Below are 1,311 nucleotides of genomic sequence, written 5' to 3'. Positions count from 1 at the left end.
AGATGGAGGGTCAAGATCATTAAGTCATAAACAGACAGCTGATATATTCAAAAGTGCGAAAAAATTTATCTGCTATGATGACTATACAGCTTATTCTCTTTTTGCTGTATTAAGTGGTTGCGAGTCTTATGTGGTCCCAGGAAAAGGTGTATCACTACATGATTGGTATCCAAATATTCAAGACCGGTATGGAATTGCATACGGATTTGATATCGAGCAGCAAGAATGGGCAATGAACACAAAAGATAAAGTGGAACAACATATTATAAAGGAACACGAGTTAAGCCTTGAGCGTGTGAATAAGTGTATCGCAGAGTTGAAGACTTTTTTCTTTAAAGAAAAATCATAGCACTCTAGTGTCATCCCATATTTGTTAGTCTTTCTGCTTTTATTATGGAGATTTAATGAATTTCTCTGTTTTAATGTCATTATACAATCAAGAATCACCAGAGCATCTTGATTTATGCTTAGATAGCTTATCTAAACAGTCTTTACAAGCAACAGAAATAGTAATGGTTCTTGATGGGCCTATATCAGAACCTCTTCATTTAATATTGAATCGATGGCTTAAGTCTTTACCGTTGAAGATTGTACCTCTTTCTGAATGTGTAGGTTTAGGTAATGCACTTAATATTGGGTTGAAGTATTGTGACAGTAATTACATTGCCAGGATGGATACTGATGACATTTGTGATGTTAATAGATTTCAACTACAGATCGAGTATTTGAAGTCGCATGAAAATGTGGCGTTAATAGGTGGTGCCATTGAAGAGTTCAAATGTCAGGTTCATGATTTAAATATAATTAGATTTTCTAAGAATAAACACGATGAAATTTTTAAATATGCTAAGTTCCGCAATCCATTTAATCATATGACTGTTATTTTTAAAAAGGATGTTATTGAGAGTATTGGGGGATATAAACACCACTTATATATGGAAGATTATAATTTATGGCTCAGGTTATTGTCTGGCGGTTATCAAACATATAATTTGTCTGAGGTGTTAGTTTTTACTCGGATAGGTAATGGTATGATCTCTAGACGAAAAGGGTGGTCATACATAAAAAGCGAGTTTTTGATATCAAAATTAAAATATGAACTAGCAATTGATGGTGTTATTCACGCATTTTACATTTTCTTGATCCGGGCATTACCTCGACTATTACCAACGTTTTTTCTCATGCGTATATATTCAATATTAAGAGGTAAGTATTAGTGGTGATTAGGTTTTTATGATTTATTATATATATTTGAGATTTAATGAGGAGTTATGAAAGTATTAATGGTATCTCCAGATTTCGAAGGTGAGT

General features: G+C 33.0%; 1 protein-coding gene and 1 pseudogene. Both read left to right on the top strand.

Annotated features, from left to right (window positions below; translation table 11 throughout):
• A pseudogene (locus LZ634_RS22605) lies at positions 1-349 on the top strand (WavQ); the annotation flags it as partial.
• A gap of 55 nt (positions 350-404) precedes the next feature.
• On the top strand, positions 405-1,217 hold the full coding sequence (locus LZ634_RS22600; RefSeq protein WP_234508963.1) for a glycosyltransferase: 813 nt from the start codon (positions 405-407) through the stop codon (positions 1,215-1,217).
• Positions 1,218-1,311: the final 94 nt, after the last annotated feature.

The sequence above is a fragment of the Kluyvera intermedia genome (genome assembly GCF_021440345.1).
Classification (GTDB): Bacteria; Pseudomonadota; Gammaproteobacteria; order Enterobacterales; family Enterobacteriaceae; genus Kluyvera; species Kluyvera intermedia_A.
The sequence above is the reverse complement of the archived record's forward strand: the minus strand, read 5'-3'. Positions and strand labels throughout refer to the sequence as shown.

What these genes read in the sequence shown, in the direction of transcription:
- LZ634_RS22600 (WP_234508963.1), top strand. Translation starts at nt 405, where the DNA reads ATGAATTTCTCTGTTTTAATGTCATTATACAATCAAGAATCACCAGAG.